15 protein-coding genes, 1 tRNA gene and 1 riboswitch are annotated in these 19,227 nt (G+C 42.8%); of the genes, 14 read left to right on the top strand and 2 right to left on the bottom strand.

Annotated elements, in window-relative coordinates:
* The 9 genes from G589_RS22070 to G589_RS0103590 all read left to right on the top strand — a co-directional run bounded on the left by G589_RS22070 (window position 1) and on the right by G589_RS0103590 (window position 8,467).
* Window positions 1–168: a hypothetical protein gene (locus G589_RS22070; RefSeq protein WP_035775269.1), complete on the top strand. Its 168-nt coding sequence runs from the start codon at window positions 1–3 to the stop codon at window positions 166–168.
* A complete protein-coding gene (locus G589_RS18790; protein ID WP_051192161.1) occupies window positions 168–1,523 on the top strand; it encodes a tetratricopeptide repeat protein in 1,356 nt (451 codons plus the stop codon). The genes G589_RS22070 and G589_RS18790 overlap by 1 nt, the downstream gene beginning before the upstream one ends.
* A complete protein-coding gene (locus G589_RS0103620; RefSeq protein ID WP_026521141.1) occupies window positions 1,516–2,877 on the top strand; it encodes an MBOAT family O-acyltransferase in 1,362 nt (453 codons plus the stop codon). Before G589_RS18790 ends, G589_RS0103620 begins: the two co-directional genes overlap by 8 nt.
* Before the next feature lie 574 nt (window positions 2,878–3,451).
* The gene (ltrA, locus tag G589_RS0103615) at window positions 3,452–4,768 is read left to right on the top strand and encodes a group II intron reverse transcriptase/maturase (protein ID WP_035775267.1); all 1,317 of its coding nucleotides are present in this window, start codon (window positions 3,452–3,454) and stop codon (window positions 4,766–4,768) included.
* A 110-nt stretch (window positions 4,769–4,878) separates the two neighbouring features.
* The gene (locus tag G589_RS0103610; protein WP_026521139.1) at window positions 4,879–5,853 is read left to right on the top strand and encodes a GDSL-type esterase/lipase family protein; all 975 of its coding nucleotides are present in this window, start codon (window positions 4,879–4,881) and stop codon (window positions 5,851–5,853) included.
* A 4-nt stretch (window positions 5,854–5,857) separates the two neighbouring features.
* The gene (locus G589_RS0103605; RefSeq protein ID WP_026521138.1) at window positions 5,858–6,109 is read left to right on the top strand and encodes a hypothetical protein; all 252 of its coding nucleotides are present in this window, start codon (window positions 5,858–5,860) and stop codon (window positions 6,107–6,109) included.
* A gap of 15 nt (window positions 6,110–6,124) precedes the next feature.
* On the top strand, window positions 6,125–6,499 hold the full coding sequence (locus G589_RS0103600) for a RidA family protein (RefSeq protein WP_022769720.1): 375 nt from the start codon (window positions 6,125–6,127) through the stop codon (window positions 6,497–6,499).
* Window positions 6,500–6,528: 29 nt separating this feature from the next.
* Window positions 6,529–7,578: a tetratricopeptide repeat protein gene (locus G589_RS0103595; RefSeq protein ID WP_022769719.1), complete on the top strand. Its 1,050-nt coding sequence runs from the start codon at window positions 6,529–6,531 to the stop codon at window positions 7,576–7,578.
* A 133-nt stretch (window positions 7,579–7,711) separates the two neighbouring features.
* Complete coding sequence (locus G589_RS0103590; RefSeq protein ID WP_026521137.1) at window positions 7,712–8,467, top strand: SDR family NAD(P)-dependent oxidoreductase; 756 nt, start codon at window positions 7,712–7,714, stop codon at window positions 8,465–8,467.
* Between the two features lie 68 nt (window positions 8,468–8,535).
* On the opposite strand, the gene G589_RS0103585 is transcribed toward G589_RS0103590, so the two are convergent.
* Window positions 8,536–9,150, bottom strand: coding sequence for a TetR/AcrR family transcriptional regulator (locus G589_RS0103585; protein ID WP_026521136.1), 615 nt, complete (start codon window positions 9,148–9,150; stop codon window positions 8,536–8,538).
* 200 nt (window positions 9,151–9,350) lie between these two features.
* Here G589_RS0103585 and G589_RS18785 point away from each other — a divergent pair, with 200 nt between their 5' ends.
* The 5 genes from G589_RS18785 (at window position 9,351) to G589_RS21835 (ending at window position 17,027) form a co-directional block, all read left to right on the top strand.
* Entirely contained in the window at window positions 9,351–11,465 is a 2,115-nt protein-coding gene (locus G589_RS18785) for an efflux RND transporter permease subunit (RefSeq protein ID WP_035775265.1), read from the top strand.
* A gap of 23 nt (window positions 11,466–11,488) precedes the next feature.
* Entirely contained in the window at window positions 11,489–14,377 is a 2,889-nt protein-coding gene (locus G589_RS0103575) for a hypothetical protein (RefSeq protein WP_026521135.1), read from the top strand.
* A 457-nt stretch (window positions 14,378–14,834) separates the two neighbouring features.
* Window positions 14,835–14,906, top strand: a tRNA-Trp gene (locus G589_RS0103570).
* Between the two features lie 178 nt (window positions 14,907–15,084).
* On the top strand, window positions 15,085–16,254 hold the full coding sequence (locus G589_RS0103565) for a hypothetical protein (RefSeq protein WP_026521134.1): 1,170 nt from the start codon (window positions 15,085–15,087) through the stop codon (window positions 16,252–16,254).
* Between the two features lie 156 nt (window positions 16,255–16,410).
* Window positions 16,411–16,487: riboswitch (cyclic di-GMP riboswitch) on the top strand.
* A gap of 60 nt (window positions 16,488–16,547) precedes the next feature.
* Window positions 16,548–17,027, top strand: a complete 480-nt coding sequence (locus tag G589_RS21835; RefSeq protein WP_051192160.1) for an Ada metal-binding domain-containing protein — start codon at window positions 16,548–16,550, stop codon at window positions 17,025–17,027.
* A gap of 84 nt (window positions 17,028–17,111) precedes the next feature.
* On the opposite strand, the gene G589_RS0103555 is transcribed toward G589_RS21835, so the two are convergent.
* On the bottom strand, window positions 17,112–19,220 hold the full coding sequence (locus tag G589_RS0103555) for a zinc-ribbon domain-containing protein (RefSeq protein WP_026521133.1): 2,109 nt from the start codon (window positions 19,218–19,220) through the stop codon (window positions 17,112–17,114).
* Between the last annotated feature and the right edge of the window lie 7 nt (window positions 19,221–19,227).

The following is a 19,227-nucleotide window of genomic DNA, read 5'->3' as shown; positions in this document are numbered from 1 at the left end:
ATGCTAAATTTTGACGAAGAGCTTAAAAAGTTCAGACCCAGCCTCGAGATTGAGGATGCAGAGGAGATAATCTACAACCAGGATATTGATGATATGTCCGATGTTTTGGTCAAGCTCCTGAAAGAGGCAAAAGTAGAAGCAGATACTGCAAAGAGGTCTAAGCAATAATGGCAACCACCAAGAAAAAGCTCGAAAGCTTGTCTAACCGATATTACAACGAGGGACTTGAAAAGGCCACAGTAAGAGATATGACAGGAGCTGTGGAGTCACTTCGCCAGAGTCTTAAGCTCAATAAGAACAACATTGATGCAAGAAACCTTTTAGGTCTTGTCTACTATGAGACCGGTGAGGCTGTACCTGCCCTTTCCGAGTGGGTAATCAGCAAGAACCTTCAGCCTGAGGATAACCTGGCCGACAGCTACATGGACATGGTCAGAAGTAATCCCGGTCAGTTCGATAATATCAATCAGACCATCAAGAAATTTAATATAGCGCTCAACTACTGCAATCAGGGCAGCCTTGATCTTGCAGTGATCCAGCTTAAGAAGGTGCTTTCATTAAATCCCGGATTTATTAAAGCGCATCTTTTGCTTGCGCTTTTATACCTAAAGAACGGCAATTTTGACAGAGCCAAGATCGAGTCTCAAAAAGCACTTAAGCTCGATACAGGCAATCTCATGGCCAAGCGTTACCTCAAGGAAGCTGATTCAATGCTGCTTCCGGGTGAGAGTGGCAAGCTCGTATCTGACGTTGCTTCCTCTGAGAATGATGAAGTGATCAGATACAACAGCGGCAATGAGATGATCATTCAGCCTGTCAAGAAGTCTGCTATCGCAAGAAGTAATTCCATCTGGGGAATCCTTCTTGGAATAGTACTGGGAGTTGCAGTTGCATGCTTCCTCATACTTCCTCAGCGTATCCAGAGCATCAATACCAAGAATCAGGAAAAGATTGCTCAGATCAGCGAGGAGTCAGATTCAAAATCGGCACAGATAGTAGCTTATGAGCAGCAGATCGCATCTCTTCAGGAAGAGATCGACAAGCTCGGAGCTACCGTTACAGAATATGAAGGTGTGGATTCAACATCTGCAGCCATGAATTCACTTATGAAGGCAGTAAACATCTACATGGAGGACTCACAGGACTACGAGGGCATGGCAGAAGCTCTTGCCAGCATTGACCTTGATGTCATCAGTTCAGATGTGTCTTCGGAATTTACTTCACTTTACGATTATCTGATGTCACAGGTTGGACCTCAGCTTGCCAAGTCCTATTACAATACCGGCTATGAAGCCTACAAGAGTGAGGACTACGAGACGGCAATTGCCAACCTTTCAAAGGCTTATCAGTACGACAATACTAACGTCAACACATTGTATTATCTGGGAAATGCTTACAATGACAGTGGTGATATTGATAAGGCCAAAGAGGTCTTTGATGCTGTGGTTACCAATTTCCCGGACACAAAGAGCGCTGCAGCAGCTGAAACTAAGCTTGCGGAGATAAACAACTCAAATGGTTAATTTTTCTGACCTTAATTTTATATTCAGGTTTTTACCTGTATTTTTGGTGGCTTTTTATCTTACACCGGTTAGATTTAGAACATGGACTCTTCTTTTTGGGAGTCTTTTGTTTTATGCGGTGGGAGACCTAAGGATGTTCCCTGCCCTTTTAGCGGCAGTAGTAGTAAACTTCCTCTTTGCCAAGGCACAGTTTGGAGAAAAGAGTAAGTCTCTTTTATTCTTCGTCCTTGCAATAGACGCAGGAATGCTCATAGAATTCAAGATTCTTGGTCAGTATGTGGACAAGTCTCTTTTGCCGATTGGCATCAGTTTCTACATCTTCAAAATGATCAGCTATCAGATGGATGTATATAGGGGCAAAGTAGAAAAAGACGCATCATTTGTCGATGTTGCGGCTTATTTTTGCATGTTCCCGCAGGTGGTATCGGGCCCCATCATGAGGTTTGACAAGTATCTGGAGAATACTGCCCTTAGGGAAAAGACATCCTTAAGTCAGATAGCAGAGTCCATAGAGGACGGACTTCGCTTCTTTGTGGCAGGTCTTGCAATGAAGGTTCTTCTGGCCGACCACCTGGCCATGCTCTGGAAGGATATCGGAACCATAGGCTATGAGAGTATTTCAACGCCTCTTGCCTGGCTTGGAGCCGTTACCTATTCACTTGAGCTCTACTTTGACTTCTGGGGATATTCCCTGATGGCAGCCGGAATCGGTGTCATGATCGGATTTCCCTTTATCACAAACTTTGACCATCCTTACGGAAGCGGCAGTGTATCAGAATTCTACAGAAGATGGCATGCAACCCTTGGCTCCTGGTTCAGGGATTATATCTACATTCCTCTGGGCGGCAGCAGAAAGGGAGAAGTAAGGACAATCTTTAATCTTCTGGTTGTCTGGCTCGTTACAGGCTTTTGGCACGGAATAACCTTAAACTTTATCATTTGGGGACTTTCACTGTGCTTTCTTATCATCTGCGAGAGGCTCTTTGTGCTTAAGAAATTTCCTGCGCCTCTTTCAAAGTTTGTTGGCAGAGTGAATGTGCTTATTCTCATTCCGCTTACCTGGGTAGTGTTCGCCATATCTGATTTCGAGATGCTTGGAATATACTTTTCAAGGCTGTTTCCCTTTACTGGTTCGGGAATAGCGGTAAACCAGGGCGACTTTATGAAAAATATCGGTATTTACTGGACTGTTCTGCTTCCATCACTCCTTCTTCTGATTCCGAAGGTCTATGACTTTTGGGTAAATCGCAGGAACAGATGGATATTTAACATCGTGTGGATAATCCTGTTTTGGGCATGTGTTTACAGCCTCGCAGGGGCAGCAGGCAATCCGTTTATGTATTTTAAGTTCTGAGTGCGAGCTGAGAAAATCAGCCGCGCAGCGGATGATTTTCCTCAGCGAGCACGGGGCGCCGTGCTTGTTGAGAAGCTGCTTTATATACAGTAGGTTAAGCCTATCGGGTAAGGACTGGCTATCCACCCGTACCGAGCATTTGGGTCTGAACTGGTAACATAAGGACTAAGCGTAATGCAGGGAGTGACAGAGCCGAAACGCAAGTGAACTTATTGAGCCGGGAAATAGAAATTAATGTGTCGGAAATGGCCGATGCCTTTTAGAAGGTAGCAGGCAACATCATCTGAGCGATACTAGCAAGTGAAAGATGGCATCCCCCGGTCATTAGGAGTTGGCGAGGTCAATGATAAGTATATAAGCGGAACAGTTGAGATCCTACCATCTCCTCACATCGGAAGGTGGAGGGGTAGACAAAATCAAGAGCAGAAAGAGCTCAAGACGTTTCAACGGATGGTAGGAAGTCCGATGTGTTCATAGTACCGTTGAGGACTGTGAAAGCGGTCAGAGGGAAGGAACACACGCATTTCGCCTCAGTTAAGGAGGCACTCATGCAGACAATGGAGAGCTGAACAACATGATGGCTGAATTAGCTGAGATACAACGCAATATCGATAAGGCAGACAGGACGGACAGACGAGTTCAGAATCTTGCCTCATACATCAACGTGGACACTCTTAGAGCAGTTCACAAAAGAATGAATGGTAAGAAAGCAGTAGGAGTCGATAAAGTTACTAAGGACGAATATGGTGCAAATCTGGAACAGAACCTGACAAGTCTTGTTGACCGCATGAAAAGAGGTGCGTACAAACCGCAACCATCCAAAAGGGTTTACATCCCCAAGGATGGCAAAGGCAAAATGAGACCGCTTGGCATATCAAGCTATGAAGACAAGCTTGTGGAAGCAGTTATTGCTGAAATACTTACTATGGTCTATGAACCGAAGTTTTATGATTCCAGCTATGGATTCAGACCAAACAGAAGCTGTCATATGGCAGTCAGAGAGGTAGTGAAGGATATACAGCTTCATAAGACAAGTTGGATTGTGGAAGCTGATATAAAAGGTTTCTTTGACCATGTTTCCCATGAGTGGCTGATGAAGATGCTGGAACATGATATAGCTGATAAGAGATTTCTTGATATAATAAAGAGATTTCTTGACGCAGGTTTCATGGATGACGGTATCTACTCTGACACGATTGAAGGAACCCCGCAGGGTAATGGAGCAAGTCCTGTGCTTGCGAATATCTTCCTACACTATGTGCTTGATAACTGGTTTGACGTGGTAATGCGGAGGCAGAGCCATGGAGAATGCTATATGGTAAGATATGCTGATGACTTCATATGCTGTTTTCAGTATCCAAATGATGCTGAATGGTTTGTTAAGGCACTAAGGAAGCGCTTTGAAAAGTATGGATTGTCGCTTGCAGAAGAAAAGACAAAGATTCTTGAATTTGGCAGATATGCGGCAAGAAAGCGGGCAGAGCGTGGAATGGGAAAGCCAGAGACATTCGACTTTCTTGGATTTACTTTCTATTGCAGCATGAACACGCAGAGAACCTTCTTTCGGTGTAAAGTGAAAACCTGCAGGAAGAAGCTTCGCGGTAAGATAAGGGCGATGAAGGAATGGATACGTTGCCATAATCACATGCCCTTGGAATGGTTGTTTGGTAAAATCAATGAGAAACTTCGCGGGCACTACCAGTACTATGGTGTTAGTGACAACATTGTTGAATGCAAAAGGTTTCTCAGACAAACTATATGGTATCTATTTAAATATCTGAACAGACGTAGCCAAAAGAGAAGCTATAATCATGAGACTTTCTTCAATGGCTTACTGAGAACATTTCCACTTGCCGAACCACGCACTTGTGTGAGTCTGTATTATCGGTAATGTGGAGGAAGAAAATGCGAGGAGCCGTATGCGTTAATAGCGCACGTACGGTTCTGAAGAGGGGTATGGGGGAGTAATCCCCATATCTACTTAAGTGAAAGGCAAATGATTTGAAGATCCTGAAGAAATGCCCGATCCTTGTGGGGATTGTGGTCATTACAATTGCATTATCGATAGTGTCGCTGATTTTCAAGGACACTATATATGCCGGATATGCCGATAAGTACGAGTCCGGTGATATACCTCTTATGGCTCTGGCGCTTAAGGGTGCGACAGACGAGATTTTCCCGTGGAGTAGCGCGCAGGAGGAATCTCTTTTACCTGAGGATACACAGGATCCTGATGAGGGAAAAGAGCTTACTGAAGAGGAGAGTGAACCGGAAGGAAGCGAAGAACCTTTAGAGGTTGTTGATATCTCCGGAAATGACATCTCAGGAAATGATATTTCAGGTAACGATGTTTCGGGAAATTCTGAGGATATTACCTATGAGTTTACAGAGGTTGACGATGATTACTTCACAGATGCAGTATTTATAGGCGATTCCAGGACCGTTGGACTCTCTGAGTACTGTGAGCCCCTTGATACCCGTGCAACCTTCTATGCCAAAGTATCCCTGACCATCTATGATGTGTTCAAAAAGGAGTACATCAAGACTGATGATGGCAAGATGGGCCTTGAACAGGCGCTTACAGAGAATCAGTATGGCAAGGTATACATAATGCTGGGACTTAACGAGATAGGTACCGGTGACAACGAGTATTTCAAGAATGCCTATGCGGAGGTTATAAACAAGATCAGAGAGCTTCAGCCGGATGCAATAATCTATATTCAGGGCATTATGCACGTTACGGCGGCTAAGAGTAACGTCGACAAGAACTTCAACAATGAGAAGATCAATTCAAGAAACGCATCACTTGCGGAACTTGCGGACAATAAGACCATCTTCTTCATAGATATGAACGAGTCCGTGGATGATGGGGAAGGAAACCTTGATTCAACGCTTTCTTCAGATGATGTTCACCTAAAAGCATCATCTTATGAAAGATGGCATGAGTTTTTACTTCATAATGCTATAGTGAGGTGATAAAATGGCTAGAGAGATGGTTTTTAAAATGGAGCGACCGGGACTGCTTAAAGAGGGAGACCACGTAACGGTAACGGAGGGAGTGCTTCCAAGTAACTATTACTATACCATCGACCCATCCCTTGCAATGAGCGGCAATTTCCCGTTCCGCGAGAGGATGCTTGAGAGAAAAGGCGTAGTGACAAAGGTAGAAGAAAACGCCAGAGGGTTCTATGTTACAGCTGTTTTTAGCAGTGAGGATGAATCCAAGGCCTAAAAAGGAGGAGAAATCATGGAATACATTTCAACAGACAAGGCACCACAGGCAATCGGCCCTTATTCACAGGCCATCAAGGCAGGAGATTTTCTCTATGCATCAGGACAGATTCCGATCAATCCCGAGGACGGAGAAATCGATACAACAACTATTGCTGATCAGGCTGACAGAGTCTGCAGAAATATCGGTGAGATCCTTCACGCAGCAGGCACAGACTATGAGCACGTTGTAAAGACAACCTGCTTCCTTGCTGAGATGAGCGATTTTGCAGCATTCAACGCTGTTTACGAGAGATACTTTACAGGAAAGCCTGCAAGAAGCTGCGTAGCAGTTAAACAGCTTCCAAGAAACGTTCTTTGCGAAGTTGAGGTTGTAGCGTACCTTAAGTAATAACCTGCGATATACATGGGGGAATCAATTTGAGATATCATATTATTGCCTGCACGGCGCTTGCAGCGGTACTTTTAACCGGATGCGGAAGCCTAAACGGCAGACACAATATTGATTCGGGATTTAGCTATATCGAGAGCCATGAGTATCAGAGCGCTCTGGAGAGCTTTGATGCGGCTGAGAAGGGTGAGGAGGATAAATGCCTTATTTACAGGGGAAGAGGCATTGCATACCTTAACAGGGGAGAGTACGACAAAGCTATTGAGAATCTTCTTGCTTCTCTTGCTGCAGATGAGGGAATAGTTGATGATATGGACTTTGACACCAACTATTACCTGGCAGAAGCCTATTTAAACACCAAGGACTATAACAAGGCAAAAGAGGTGTATGACGCCATTTTGTCCCTTAGAAGTAATGACAGCAACGCCTATTACCTAAGGGGCACAGCAGAACTGGCTTCAGGCAACCACGATGCCGGATACTCGGATTTTACCAAGGCTATAGCACTTAATTCCCGAGATTATTCAATGATCATAATGATTTATAAGGCACTTGATGAGTATGGCTATACCGATGAGGCTACAGCTATTCTTCAGACTGCCATCGACAACGGCAGGGAGTTTATGTCCAATTTTGAAAAGGGACAGATTTCCTACTACCTGGGTAACAATGCAGAGGCTCAGAGCTATTTGGAGGCTGCCAACAATGAGAGGAACCAGGAAAAAGAGCCTGTTGTCATTCTTCTTGGTCAGACCGGAGAAAAACAGGGCGACTATAACTATGCCATCAGTGTTTACAGGAACTACTTAAGCGAAGAGCCTGACAGCGCTCTTGTTTACAATCAGCTGGGTATGTGCCAGATCAGACAGGGGGATTATTCGTCTGCTGTTTCTTCCTTTGAAGCCGGACTAGCCCTTGATGACAAGAATCTCAATCAGGCGCTTATGCTCAATGAGATCACTGCCTATGAGTACAGCGGTGATTTTGATGTGGCGCAGAGCATGATGGAAACCTATCTTGCCAAGTATCCTGATGATCAGGAAGCTATAAGAGAAAATATATTCTTATCCACAAGATGATGTATAAGCCATGCAAAACTGCATGGCTTTTTGTGTTCGTTTAATTGACAAAAAAATATCAATATGTTATCATATACTAGTGTCCGTAAACGGGCACGGGGATTACAAAATTTTTCAGGAGGGTATGTAAAAAATGGCAAAAACAGCAATTATCACAGGCGGCTCCAGGGGAATTGGAGAAGGAATGGCACTTAAGCTTGGAGAGCTTGGGTACAACGTAGTTATCAACTACAGAAGTGAGTCTTCAAAGGCTCTTTCAGACAATCTTGCAGCTAAGATTTCTGAGCAGTATGGAGTAGAGACTTTGGTAGTTAGAGCTGACGTTAGTAAGTATGAGGATTGCGAAGCACTTGTAAAGGCTGCAGTAGATAAGTTCGGTGAGAATATCGACGTTCTTGTAAACAACGCAGGTATCACAAACAACTGTAACTGGATCGACATCAAGAGAGAGCAGTATGAGAACGTTATCAATACAAACCTTATGAGCTTCCTTCACATGACACACCTTGTTCTTCCTCACATGATCAACCACTCAAGCAAGGACAACCAGTGCTGCATCGTTAACACATCTTCAGTCGGAGGACTTACAGGTGTTATCAATCAGGCAGACTACTGCGCATCCAAGTCAGGTATCATCGGTCTTACAAGAGCTCTTGCTCTTGAGTTCGCAGGAAGAGGCGTTAGAGTAAATGCTATCGCTCCCGGAATGATCATGACAGATATGCTCCGCGGCGTTAACCAGGATGAGCTCAATGCTCTTGCAGCAACTATTCCTGAAGGATTCATCGGTGATGTTTCAGATATCGCAGGTGCTCTTGGATATCTCCTTACAGCACCTTACGTAACAGGACAGGTTATCTCACCTAACGGTGGATTCGTTCTTCAGTAATTTAATAACAGGCATATAATAAAACCCTACAGACTCAAGGCAGTCTGTAGGGCTTTTTTTATTTTGCTTTATTCTTTTTTGGGCTTATCTGTGTGGGCTCTTATTATGCCCCTAACGGTTTCTGCAAGGTGGGGCTTAAGTTCTTCGAGGCTTACGGGATCACTGTACATTATGGAGCTGTAGCCGGTTGAACCAACCAGCTCAATTATCATAAAGAGCATTACCTCAGGGTCCTTAAGGCTTAGTCCCGACTCTGCGATCATATTCTCGTAAACCTTGGTAAAGTCCACGTCTTCATCACTCATAGGGGTGGTGAGAGCTCTTTTAAAAACTGCCCAGGACAAATCCTTGTAGATGAAGGATAAAAGTCCCTTGTTGGCAGCAAGTTCATCAAGGACATGGTCCATTATAAAGATGATACGCTCTTCAAAGTCTGTTATGCCCGATTCCTGCAGAGCATTGTAGGCCTGCATAAAGAGCTGCGAGGACTTGTGGGCGATGAGCCTGTTCCTTATATCATATTTGTCTTTAAAATAAAGATAGAAGGTTCCCTTGGCAACCTCTGCCTTATTCACTATGTCGGAGATAGAAGTCTTGTTGATGCCCTGAGATGTAAAGAGCTCAAAGGAGGCATTTAGAAGGTTTTCCATCTTCAGTTTCTTGTTTAGATCTGCTTTTCCCATTTGTTCACTTCCCTTTTAAACATATTATAGCATAGCGTCAAAGCGCTCGTTTCCATTTATTTCAAATGTAAATTATTAAAATGAAATAAAATTATGACTAACGGTCAAAAAAATATTGACCAGTGGTCATTTATGTGATATACCATAATACAGAAAGTGACCATTAGTCAATAATTTATTTCAAAAGAGGAGTGAGTGTTATGAATAAACTTTCAAAGCTGATAGTAAAGCTGAGATATGTAATCCTGATCGCAGCTGTAGCACTTCTGATTCCATCAGCAATCGGTTACTTTAACACAAGAGTCAATTACGATATCCTGACATATCTGCCTGAGGATATCGAGACCATGAAGGGCCAGGATATTCTTCTTGACCAGTTCGGAACAGGCTCTTTTGTCTTATTTGTAGCTGAGGGCATGGAGGAGAAAGATGTTGCAGCTCTGAAAACTAAAATAGAGAATGTGGACCATGTAGCCAATGTACTCTGGTACGATTCCTTCATGGATCTGAGCGTACCAATGGAGATGCTTCCAAGTAAGGTCTATGAAGCCTTCAACTCAGACACAGCAACGATGATGTTTGTAATATTTGATTCCGGAACATCTGAGGACTGCACCATGGATGCCATTGAGGAGATCAGAAGGATTTCCGACAAGCAGTGCTTCATGAGCGGAATGAGCGCCATCGTTACAGATACCAAGAACCTGGCCATGAAGGAAACACCTATTTATGTGGGCATCGCAGTTCTTCTGGCAGTCATAGTTCTTTCACTGACAATGGATTCCTACCTGATTCCGCTGTTCTTCCTTCTTAGTATAGGAATGGCAATCGTCTACAACATGGGAACGAATATATTTAAGGGAGAGATTTCTTTTATCACCCAGTCACTTAGTGCAGTACTTCAGCTGGGAGTTACCCTTGATTATTCAATCTTCCTCTGGCACAGCTATCAGGAAGAACTGGAAAAGACATCTGACAAGAAAGAAGCCATGGCAGCAGCAATTTCAGCCACCTTCCAGTCAGTTATCGGCAGTTCAATAACAACAGTCGCAGGTTTCGTTGCTCTGTGCTTTATGAGCTTCACACTGGGAATTGACCTGGGCGTTGTAATGGCTAAGGGCGTTGTCTTTGGTGTAATCGGATGCGTAACAATCCTGCCTAGTATGATCCTTATATTTGACGGCCTTATTGAGAAGACAAGACATAAACCTTTGATGCCTGAGTTTGAAAAGCTGCCCAAGTTTATTGCAAAGCATTATCTTGCATTCTTTGCAATCTTCCTGGCACTGATCTTCCCGGCACTTTACGGAAACAACCATACAAAGGTTTACTACGACCTGACTCAGACACTTCCTGACAGCCTTGAGAGTGTTCAGGGAGCAAACAAGGTCGATGAGAACTTTGATATGAACTCCGCATATATGCTTCTTGTTGATAAGAACCTGGATACAGCATCCATGAATGAGATGATATCCGAGCTTGAAAATACAGACGGAATTCTTTCCGTTCTCGGTGAAGATTCTGTTGTGGGACCTGCTTTCCCAAGAGAGTTCATTCCTGAAGATCTTCTGGATGATCTTCAGAGTGACGAGTGGAAGATGATTCTTTTAACAACTGATTACAAGATTGCTTCCGATGAGATCAATGCTCAGATCACGGAAGTAAACAATATTGTAAAGAGCTATGACCCGAAGGCCATGGTTGTGGGCGAGGCCCCTTGCACCAAGGACCTGATAAGCATAACCGACCACGACTTTCAGGTTGTAAATGCAGTTTCCATAGGGCTGGTATTCCTGATAATAGCCTTTGTACTGAAGTCGGCATCACTACCCTTTATCCTGGTTGCTGTCATTGAGTTCGCGATTTTTGTAAACATGGGTCTTCCATATTACACAAATACCACGATACCTTTCATCTCATCAGTTGTTATCGGAACCATCCAGCTGGGTGCAACCGTTGATTATGCAATCCTGATGACAACAAGGTACTTAAATGAGAGAAACTCGGGCCATGATAAGAAGGAAGCTACTCTGATAGCTCTTTCAACCAGCATGAAGTCAGTCATAGTAAGTGCACTGAGCTTCTTTGCAGCAACCTTCGGTGTTGGACTTATCTCCAGTATCGATATGATCGGATCTCTGTGTATGCTTATGGCAAGAGGCGCCATTATCAGTATGTTTACCGTACTTCTGGTTCTGCCGGCTATGTACATGTTATTCGACGGACTCATCATGAAGACAACCTTTGGACTTAATGTAGAAGAGAAGGAGCATCATCACATCGCAGATATGCTCCATAGACATAAAGTAGCATAAAAGTGAAATAGGAGGAGAAAACAATGATCAGAAAGAATTTAATCAAATCATTATCATTAGTAATGGCTACAATGCTGGCAGTTATGACAGTTGCCTGTGGCCACGCTGAGACAGATACACAGATTCAGGAAGCAGTATCAGAGACTGCAGAGGAAGCGGCCCTTGAAGAGAGCATGGTAAAGAATTCCCATGTTACAGGTACTGAGTCGGATGCCAGCAAGGTTGAGACAGTTTATGTTACAGCCGATGCCAACGGCGCAGTAAATGACGTGATCGTAAGCGAGTGGCTCAAAAACGCCACAGCTTCATCTGAGATCGCAGACACAACACAGCTTAAGGACATCGTCAACGTCAAGGGCGATGAGACCTACAAGGATAACGGAGATGGAACCCTTACCTGGGATGCAGAAGGGTCAGACATTTTCTATCAGGGAACTACTGACAAAGAGCTTCCTGTAAACATGAAGATCACATATACCCTTAACGGAAAAGAGATTTCTCCCGAGGAACTTGCAGGAAAGAGCGGAAGAGTAACAATCCGTTTCGAGTATGAGAACAACGCCAGACAGACGGTAAATGTTGACGGAAAAGACATTGAGGTTTACACACCCTTTGCCATGGTATCCGGTATGATGCTGGATGCCGATAAGTTTACAAATGTGGAGATCTCAAACGGTAAGGTTATATCAGAAGGCGGTAACTACGTTGTTATGGGTGTCGCACTTCCCGGACTTAAGGAGAGCCTTGATATCTCTGATGATAAGTGGGACAAGCTTGATGATGCCGATGAGATAAAAGAGAAGCTCTCAAACTCTTTTGAAATCACAGCAGATACATCAGATTTCGAGCTTGGTATGACCATCACTATGGCAAGCTCAGATATTCTCTCGGATTTCGGCCTCACTGATATTACAGGTTCTGATAAGATCGCTGATTTAAAGAGCGATATGGGAGACCTTAATGACGGTGGAAACAAGCTGGTTGACGGCGCACAGGCTCTTATGGACGGCGCAGTAGAGCTTAAGGATGGAACAGGCAAGCTCTATGATGGAACAACACAGCTCTATGATGGAACAGGCAAGCTCTACGACGGAGCAGGAACTCTTTCTGACGGCACAGGTAAGCTCTATAGCGGAACAGTTACACTTCGCGACGGAGCAGGTACACTTGCCAGCGGAACAGCTACACTCAGAGATGGTATCTCTGCTTATACAAACGGTGTTTCACAGGTTAATGACGGTGCTGTAGCTCTTTCAAAGGGTGTTAATACAGCAAAACAGGGATCAGAGGCACTTAAGGCCGGTGCAGGGCAGCTTGCAGAAGGCGCTACAAAGATGAATGAAAAGGTAGGCGGTATTGGACAGCTTCTTCCTGCTTATAAGACCAAGATCAACGGACTTACACAGGCAATGAATGCTAATGTTACAGCTCTTACAGCAAAGAGAGCTAAGCTTGTTAAGACACAGAACTTCCTTGCAACTGGAACGGACTGGGACTCAGACGTTGCTGAGATGATGGCTCTGATGGCAGGCCATGAGGTATCTAAAGCAGATGCTATAAAGCTTGTAAAAGGCGCACAGGATACTCTGGCAGCAGCTGCTGAGGATACACCATATCTTCCTACTCCGAAAGAAGCTGCAGCTGCAGCAGCACAGGCAGCACAGGCAGCTCAGGCAGGACAGGCTAGCCAGGGTGGAAATGCTGCTCAGACAGGGGCAAGCACAGATACTACAAATACTACTGAGACTACTGAAACAGGCAGTGTAGATACACCGGATAACTTCGATGAACTTGTACAGGAAGTTGAGACAGAGACAATTACTGAGGATGACAAAGAGCCTGAGGTAACAGAGCCGGTTGTAACAGAGCCTGTTACCATTGTTGAGGAAGAGGCACCTAAGGCTGACACACCTGCAACAACAACTCTTGATCTTACAAATGTAGAACCTGTAGGTGATGATACAGTAGTTACAACATCTCTTGCTTCGGAGTCAGACGGTGAAAAGAGCGCAGCTGAGTACGAAGCACTTATCGCTGAGCTCCAGGGACAGCTTCAGCAGGCAGTACAGGCTGCTAAGACAGCACAGGCAGCGGCTGAGGAGTACGGAGCTAAGGCTAAGGCAGCAGCAGATGGAATGCAGTTATACTATGATGCAGCTAGGCAGTACAGAGATGGTGTTGTTACCCTTAAGGCTGGCGTTGGAGCAGTTTCACAGTATGAGCAGCTTGTAGGTGCTACAGATGCTGCAATTAAGGCAATTGATGAGACACTTGCAAGTCTTGGAAATATCGGTCTTAATCCTGAGGAACTTGCAGGCATCATGACAACAATTGACTCAAAGGCCGTAGAACTTATGGATGGAACTAAAGCTCTTGCAGATGGTGCTAACCAGGTATACGGCGGAGTTGCTCAGCTCGATGGAGGACTTAAGGAGATCGGCGCAGGTGCTGATAAGCTTGCAGCAGGAACAGGTACTCTTGTTTCAAAGAACGGTGAACTTAACGATGGTGCAAACAAGCTTGCTGAAGGAGCAAACAAGCTTAGCGATGGAACTGCAGAACTCAAGGATGGCGCAGGTCAGCTTGACAGTGGAGCCAAGGAGCTTTTAAAAGGCGCAGGCGACCTCAATGACGGTGCAAAAGAGCTTAATGACGGCGCTAAGCAGCTCGATGACGGTGTTGTTACACTTGAGGACGGTATGCAGCAGCTTCTCGATGGCGTGATCAAGCTTGATGAAGAAGGAATCAAGAGACTTTACGAAGCATTCGACGGTGACCTTTCAGATTTCGCTGACAGAATGAGCGCAATCCAGGAAGCCGGCAGCAATTACAATAGCTTCGGCGGATCAAGCGAAGAGGAGAACAGCAGCGTTAAGTTCATCTTCAAGACAGACAGTGTTAAGAGTCTTTGATAGGGGAACAAGGCTGTGATGCAGTGATCTCTAGACTCCAAGCAGAATTTGTGGCAGAAGAGGGGAATAAGCCTCCGGGACATGCAAATGTCTTGCACAGAAGCTTGGTTTTAGGCAAATTTTGTGGCAGGAGAGGGGGTAAAGGCCTCTGGGACATGTAAATGGCTTGCGTACAATCTAAATTTTAGACAGATTTTGTGGCAGGAGAGGGGGCAAAGGCCTCCGGGACATGTAAAAGACTTGCGCACAATCTAAATTTTGAGCAGAATTTGTGGCAAAAGAGGGGGTAAAGGCCTCCGGGACATGTAAACATCTTGTGTACAATCTAAATTCGAGTGGAATATTGGGTTTTATGTGCGTAAATCTGCTAATTATTTAATGCATTTTTCTTATTTACAAACATGACATGGCATGCTATACTAATTTTCGTTGACGCGCTCATGCGCTGATACGGAATAGGGGAATCATACAATGGCTAGTATCACGGTCTCCAAAACCGTTCATGCGGGTTCGAATCCTGCTTCCCCTGCTAAATATGAAGAGCCTGAAAACAAATGGTTTTCAGGCTCTTTCTTTGTCTTCAAGTATAAAAGCATATTTTCATATTTCAACACAACACTTCAAACTACTGTTTATGCAATCTATACGCTATATTATTCTTTATGGGATATAATAAAAGTAATCATAATTTTAGGAGGATATATGCTATGAAGTGTCCAAGTTGTGGAGCTGAGATTGGTACAAGTAAGACCTGTGAATACTGTGGTGCTACTATTTCTGCGGATATGCTGAAAGAACAAGAGCAGCTTAACAAGAGAGGTTGTCCTAAATGTGGTAGTACAAACATAGAATTCAAAAGAGAAAACCAAGGAGAAATACGAGGAAAGAATTCTAAGCGAATAGTTCATATTACAGTTGGATATTGCAAAGACTGTGGTTACACATGGTATCCAAATGAAAGCGATGCTGCCCCTAAGAAAAACAACATGATATGGTGGGTTCTTGGTTGGATATTCTTCTTCCCGGCACCAGTAATGGTACTGATATGGAGAAAAAAGAATACTTGGGATATTAAAATTAAAATAGCTGTCACTGCAGCATTTTGGATATTGATATTTGTTTTAGGCTCAGTAAACAATAATAATACTACAAATACGCAAACTACAACTACCAATACTCAGATAGAAGAGCCTAAAGAAGCGCATATATACGATAATGCAGACGTTGTCGATCTTATGAGTGGTAGTGGTAATAATAAAATTGGCACTATGACACTTTGTCATGCAAATAAAACTGACTGTACTGAAGAAGCACTTTCAGATTGGTATACAAATTATGTGATGAAACATAGCGATTCAAATTTCCATGTTATCGTTTACGACGATGTGGCTGATAAAGGAGTATATACTGGTGGAACGGGATTTATTCAGAAAGATATTGCTATGACGAAAGAAACTGATGGTACTTATGCAATCGGTGATGATGCGGGATCAACAATATATACGGTGAATGATGATGGAACATTAACTGTTCAGATTACAATGGCTGATGAATCTGTGATTGAGCCTATTAAAAAGCAAGTAGATTCAATAATTCCAGATGAGTATAAAAACAGTGATATGTATATGGTCGATGTTGCTGGTATGGAAGGTCAAATGGAGTGTAATCTTACACTGGTTTCGGATACATTTGAAAATGCTGATTTACAAAGTATAGCCGTTGATCTAGGAACTCAGGTAAAGGAATTGAATTTAGGAATACAATATTTTTCTATAGCATTTCAAAAAGATGACTACACATTAACTGCAATATCCAATATTGATGATTTAAGTGCACAAGAAGCAACAGAGATTACTACTAAGACTTTTGATAGTTGATGGCAAAATGTATTATGGGGCAGTTCTTACGCTGCCCCATAATGCTAAATGATTTGCAGTGAGGGGGATTTATAAATTATTTATATGCTGTTTATTGCTTTAGACGGTGGGTTAGGTATAATTTATGTAACTAAAATGATAAGCAGTTATTTGAATATTTGTACAGGGTAAAACCGAAGTGATTCGGCGACACAAAACTATAGGGACTTTATCAAAGTTAGCCAGTTGCAAAATTGTTTATGGGCATTGCTGGCAGGGCAGTGCTTTTTTATTAAAATGAAAGAGGTGTAGTCATGAAAAATATGAATAGAAGACTTATAGCCATAATTGCTTCATTTGCAATTCTTGTAAATATATGCGTTCCGGCAAAAGTTACTTATGCTGCGAGCGGAGATGCTGTAGTATACATTACTAAGACTGGTGAATGCTATCATTCTTTAGGATGTAGTAGTTTGAAAAAGAGCAAAATAGAAACTACGCTTCAGAGTGCTATCGACAGAGGCTACAGAGCTTGTTCAAAATGTAAACCTCCAGTTCTGGATGCTAGTAGTGCGGCTGAAACTGTTACTAAAAATGCAAGTCAGATTACTACAAACAGTGCTGCTGTACAGTCAGAAGTCACATATGTAGGTAATGCAAATACAAAGAAATTCCATAAGTCTTCTTGCTATAGTGCTTCACAGATAAGTCAAGAAAACTATGTTGAATTTACTTGTGATAGAGATGATGTTGTTAATCAGGGATATGTTCCGTGTAAAAAGTGCAAGCCATAATGGTGAGTTTTCATTAAGATAAGCATGGCATTTTCAATGCTCTGAATAATTTTAATCCGGAGAGGTATATACTCTCCGGATTTACTATGGGTTAACATATTTCCAATGATATCCGCCACATCTTTCTGCTTTACCTTTGGCGCATTGTGCTAATGAACCGATGTTGAGATTATATGCTCTAGCTGCCTCGGAAATAGAATTAAAAACATCGCCTGTTTCAATACAGACGATTGGCTTTGAATTTAGTTTTGCATAATTCTTGACTCTTTCGACTTTCTTTTCTTCTGCGCATTTAGGGCAACCTACACCTTTGTTTCTGGTGTGGATGACTGATTGCCAACTATTTCCACATGTACGGCATATCCACCAGGCCTTTTTGCTGCTTCCAGCGCTAACATTAGTAGGTGTTAGATCGCCATTCTTTTTAAAGTCCCATTCACTAACCAAATCTGGATTAGTTGATGCTAAGTCGTTATATCCAGCAAGAACTCTCTTGTTTGTGCAGAATGGACAGTTACAGCCTCGCTCTGATACATGGCCGATAGATGATGCCCATTCATGTCCTTTTTCACATGTCCACCATATTTTTTGAGAACTTCCCGACACTACTTCTGTTGGTAGTACAGTGTTCTTTTTATAATTCCATTTTTCCAATAATTCAGGATGATTATCAGCGAATGAACCTTTGCTTTTTAATACATAATCATGATGCTTGGCTCCACAAATCTGCTTAGAGCAAACTGGACACCCGTTTTTATCCTCACCGGTTCGATCACTAATTGCAGCTTTCCATTCATGCCCGCATTTGGAACATGTCCACCACACTTTTTCGTTTGAACCGGGATGAAAAAAAGATGCTCTTAGATTACCGTTTTTGGTTCTGCTAAACTCAGATGCTATTTCAGGAAATTCTGATTCAAGAGACTTGTCTAATGCCCCTAAATACTCTAGAATTTTGAATTTGTCTCGTGTAATATTGACATTTACCTCGCTAAGTTTTCCTAAGTGATAAAGCAACTCACATATTGTGTTTTCCAATACCATATCGGACTGATTCAGTAGCTTAATTGCATGGTCGTATCTGATAATTGGAGAATCATTTTCAATATCGATTATCCTAATTAATTGTATTCCTTTCTCTTTGCAAAGTTGGTACTTTTTTGCATCACGGAGTAAGTTTTGGTGACTTCTGTGATATATCTTTCCATCATATTCTATCCCTGTTCTTTGGGATGGTATGTAAATATCGAGTTCCATTCCCCTAGAAAAGTCGCCTTTATAACTGTTGATTGCATCGGGAAAAACCTGTTTTAAATAGTAGTAAAAAGCTTGCTCAGGGAAAGATGTTCGTCTTCTTCTTGAACAAATGGGGCAACCTTTTCCTTTTGTCATGTTGTAAACTGCCATTTGATACTCGTGACCGTTCTTACAAATCCACCATATTCTCTTTCCTGATCCATAGGGCGTTGTTTCGGGAGTAGCGTGAGTATTCTTGGTGGGATGCCAAAATTGCACCAAATCAGGATAGACAGAGGCCAAGTCCTTTTTCCCTGTATTAGATACTATAGTATTATTGCTATTGCAATATGGGCATTTGGAATTAGTGTATGTTCTAAGTTTAATTGTGGCTTTCCATTCATGATTGTTGGCGCATTTCCACCAAACACATTTATTGCTGCCATAGCTTACATCATGTGGGGTTAACGAGCCATTCTTTACATAATTCCATTCGCTGGCAAATGATGGATGTGTTGTAGATAGGTCAGTTTCACCAATAATAGTTTTTTGCCCAGCACAATAGGGGCAACCATGACCTTGCCGGGTGCGATCACTTATTTTTGTTTCCCATTCATGACCATTTGAACAGACCCACCACACTTTTTTACTGCTATAACAAGCAACTTCGGAAGGCTTGATGATATTTTTGCTGTAATTCCATTCGTATAATAATTTGGGGAAATGTGTAGCTAAATCATTATAGCCACTAAGTATTTTTTTGCCAGCACAGTAAGGACATCCATTTCCGGAAAAAGATCTGTTTGCAATTACAGATTGATAACTGTGACCTTTGGGACAAATCCACCATGCTTTTTTGTTGGAATGAGGAGCATAGTTTTCAGGTGAGTCGGGATTTTTATTATAATCCCATTCTTTACACAATTCTGAAAACTCTGAAAGTAAATTTTTATCCATTCATTCA

It is taken from the genome of Butyrivibrio sp. VCB2001, assembly GCF_000423965.1.
Taxonomy (GTDB): domain Bacteria; phylum Bacillota; class Clostridia; order Lachnospirales; family Lachnospiraceae; genus Butyrivibrio.
The sequence above is the reverse complement of the archived record's forward strand: the minus strand, read 5'-3'. Positions and strand labels throughout refer to the sequence as shown.